The sequence below is a fragment of the Phenylobacterium sp. genome, assembly GCF_036263695.1.
Classification (GTDB): Bacteria; Pseudomonadota; Alphaproteobacteria; order Caulobacterales; family Caulobacteraceae; genus Phenylobacterium.
The window spans coordinates 1-3008 of record NZ_DATAGM010000374.1; the positions used below are offsets into that span (position 1 = coordinate 1).

The window sequence follows — 3008 nt, forward strand, 5'->3', positions numbered from 1 at the left end:
TGAGACACTGGATCACCTCCTTTCAGTGGGTTGCTGGAGCCGCCAATATGGAGGCCTCTCCCCCGAGTCGCAATCTGCGCCATTTGAAACACTTGTGATCAGCCGCCGACGCGGGCCTTGGAACGGGCGCGGCGTGGAGCCGCAGGGGCCGAGAGGCTGGGGCGGCGGCGAAGGTCGGTGACCGGCGTCGTCAGCCCGTCGAGGGCGGCGATGGTGGCCTCGTAGCCGGCGCGGACGGCGGGCTCGTAGTCTTCCCAGTCGCGGATCTCCACCCCCTGGACGTTGGGTGTGATCAGCACGTCGGTCGCCTCGCGGGCGGCGGCGTGGTCGCGGCCGGTGGAGACGGTGGCGGCCCGCATCAGCAGCGAGACGATTGGCGGCCCCTTGCGCCACTGGCCCGACAGCAGCCAGCGCCAGACCGAGCTCGGCCGCGCGACATCCTCGGCGGTGATGCTGCGGCCGCGGGTGACGTCCACCCCGACCACCGGGCCCAGATGCAGGGCCTTCATGATGTCGGTCGGGAAGTTCTTCAGCACGGCGCCGTCCACCAGCACGTCGTCGTTATGGGTCGCCGGCGGCAGCACGCCGGGCAGGGCGATGGAGGCGTGGAGCGCCGGCGCCAGCGGGCCGTGCCGGTGAAGGTGATAGGTTCCCGTGGTCAGGTTGGAGGAGACGCAGAAGAACGGCAGCCACAGGTCGGCGATCTCGATCTGGCCGAAATGCTCCTCGAGCCGGTCGGCCACCTTGTGGCCGCGGGTCATCGCCAGCAGCGGCGGAAAGGCGATGTCGTCCAGCGGGCTGGTGGCCACGAAGGCTTTGCGGATCCGCTCGTCGAGCTCGGTGTCGTCCCAGCCCATGGCCAGGGCCGCTGCGACGATGGCCCCCATCGAGGCGCCGCCGACGAAGTCGATCGGCGCCTTGCGCTCACGCAGGGCCCGCACCGCACCGACGTGGGCGTAGGCCCGGGCGCCGCCGCCGGAGAGCACCAAGCCGACGGACTGGCCGGTGATCACCCGGGCGAGGCGCGCGGCGTCCGAACGGTTGTCGCGGCGCATGTGGAACAGCCGCGCCGGGCGGACGGCGCTGGACCAGACCTGCGAGCCGTGCGGCCGCTTGGCCCTGGGCGGCTGCAGCAGGATCAGGTCGACGAGTTGCTGGGCCTCCAGGGCGCTCGAGGCGGCGAGGGGGTGCTGGCTGGCCGGCGGCGGGCGGTCGCCGCGGCCGACGCGGAACAGCCGGTCCACCTGGCGCGACACCACCTGCCGCCAGCCGAGGTCGCCGGCCTCGGCCACGTAGAGGACGAAGTCGTGGGCGTGCTCCACCTGCGAGAACCACTCGGTGGGCGCCCGGGCGGCCTCGGAGCCGATCACGTCCACCAGATAGCCGAGCTTGCCGATCTCGCGGGCGATCTGGTCGACGATGGGGCGCAGCGGCAGGGGATCAGTGGCCGGAATGAAGCCGAACACCGAGGGCTCGCCGGCGCCCCCGCGCTGGCCGCCGGTGCGGGTGCGGGCGAGCATCAGGCGGGCGAGCTCGGTCATCACCGCCGGCTCCTCCTCGACGGCGTCGAGGAACACCTCCCGCGGCAAGGCGAAGATCTCGGAGTCGCGCAGGGCGACGACCCGGGCGGTGTGGGCGGTCTCGCCGATCAGGGCCATCTCGCCGGCCGGCTCGCCGGGCCGGATGACGCCCAGGAACTGGGGCTCGGCGCCTTCCTCGTGGCGGAACGCGCCCAGGCGGCCGGCGCGGACCACGTAGAGGTGGTCGGCCGGCTCGTCCTTGTCGAACAGCACCGAGCCGCCGGGCAGGGTGAACCAGGTGGCTTCGCTGCGCCACGGCTCGGTCTCGAACAGCCGCGCCAGGGCGCTGTCGTGGGGAAGGTCGGGAAGGAAGGTCACAACGCGGCAAACTAGCGTGCGCCCTTCGGCCCGGCTATGCCTGCGCCATGCCGCGTCTAGCCACAGCCCTCGACCTCAGCGGTGAGGCATTCAAGGCCAACGAGGCCGTCAACCGCGCCCTGGCAGCGCAGCTGCGCCAGCGGACCGCCGAGGCGGCGCTCGGCGGGCCCGAGGCCTCGCGCCAGCGCCATGCCGCCCGCGGCAAGCTGCTGCCGCGCGAGCGGGTGATGCGGCTGGTCGATCCCGGATCGCCCTTCCTGGAGATCGGCGCCCTGGCCGCCTACGGGCTCTACGACGGCGAGGCGCCGGCGGCGGGGCTGATCGCCGGAATCGGACGGATCGCTGGGCGCGAGGTCATGATCCTGGCCAACGACGCCACCGTGAAGGGCGGGGTCTACTTCCCCATCACGGTGAAGAAGCACCTGCGGGCCCAGGAGATCGCCCTGCAGAACAGGTTGCCCTGCGTCTACCTGGTCGACTCCGGCGGCGCGAACCTGCCGCACCAGGCGGAGGTCTTCCCGGATCGCGACCACTTCGGGCGCATCTTCTTCAACCAGGCGCAGATGAGCGCGGCCGGAATCGCCCAGATCGCCTGCGTCATGGGCTCCTGCACCGCCGGCGGCGCCTACGTGCCGGCGATGAGCGACGAGACCATCATCGTGCGCGGGCAGGGGACCATCTTCTTAGGCGGCCCGCCGCTGGTGAAGGCCGCCACCGGCGAGGTGATCAGCGCCGAGGAGCTAGGCGGGGCCGACACCCACGGCCGCCGCTCGGGCGTGGTGGACCATGTGGCGGCCGACGACGAGCATGCCCTGACGATCGTCCGCTCCATCGTCGCCGGGCTGAACACCACCAAGCCGGTGGAGATGACGCTGGCCGAGCCCCGGGCCCCGGCCTACGACCCGCAGGAGCTCTACGGCGTCGTCCCGCAGGACGTGCGCGCGCCCTACGATGTGCGCGAGGTGATCGCCCGCATCGTCGACGGCTCGGAGTTCGACGAGTTCAAGGCGCTCTACGGCACGACGCTGGTGTGCGGCTTCGCCCGCATCTGGGGCTACCCGGTCGCCATCCTGGCGAACAACGGGGTGCTGTTCTCGGAGAGCGCGCTCA

General features: G+C 72.0%; 2 protein-coding genes. One reads left to right on the forward strand and one right to left on the reverse strand.

From position 1 onward, the window contains the following. Positions 1-98: 98 nt before the first annotated feature. Positions 99-1898 (reverse strand): patatin-like phospholipase family protein, encoded by a 1800-nt coding sequence (locus tag VHK87_RS15245; protein ID WP_329635743.1) that lies wholly within the window; start codon positions 1896-1898, stop codon positions 99-101. A 47-nt stretch (positions 1899-1945) separates the two neighbouring features. On the opposite strand from VHK87_RS15245, the gene VHK87_RS15250 reads away from it, so the two are divergent. Next, a partial coding sequence (locus tag VHK87_RS15250; RefSeq protein WP_329635744.1) for a carboxyl transferase domain-containing protein occupies positions 1946-3008 on the forward strand: 1063 nt, incomplete at its 3' end.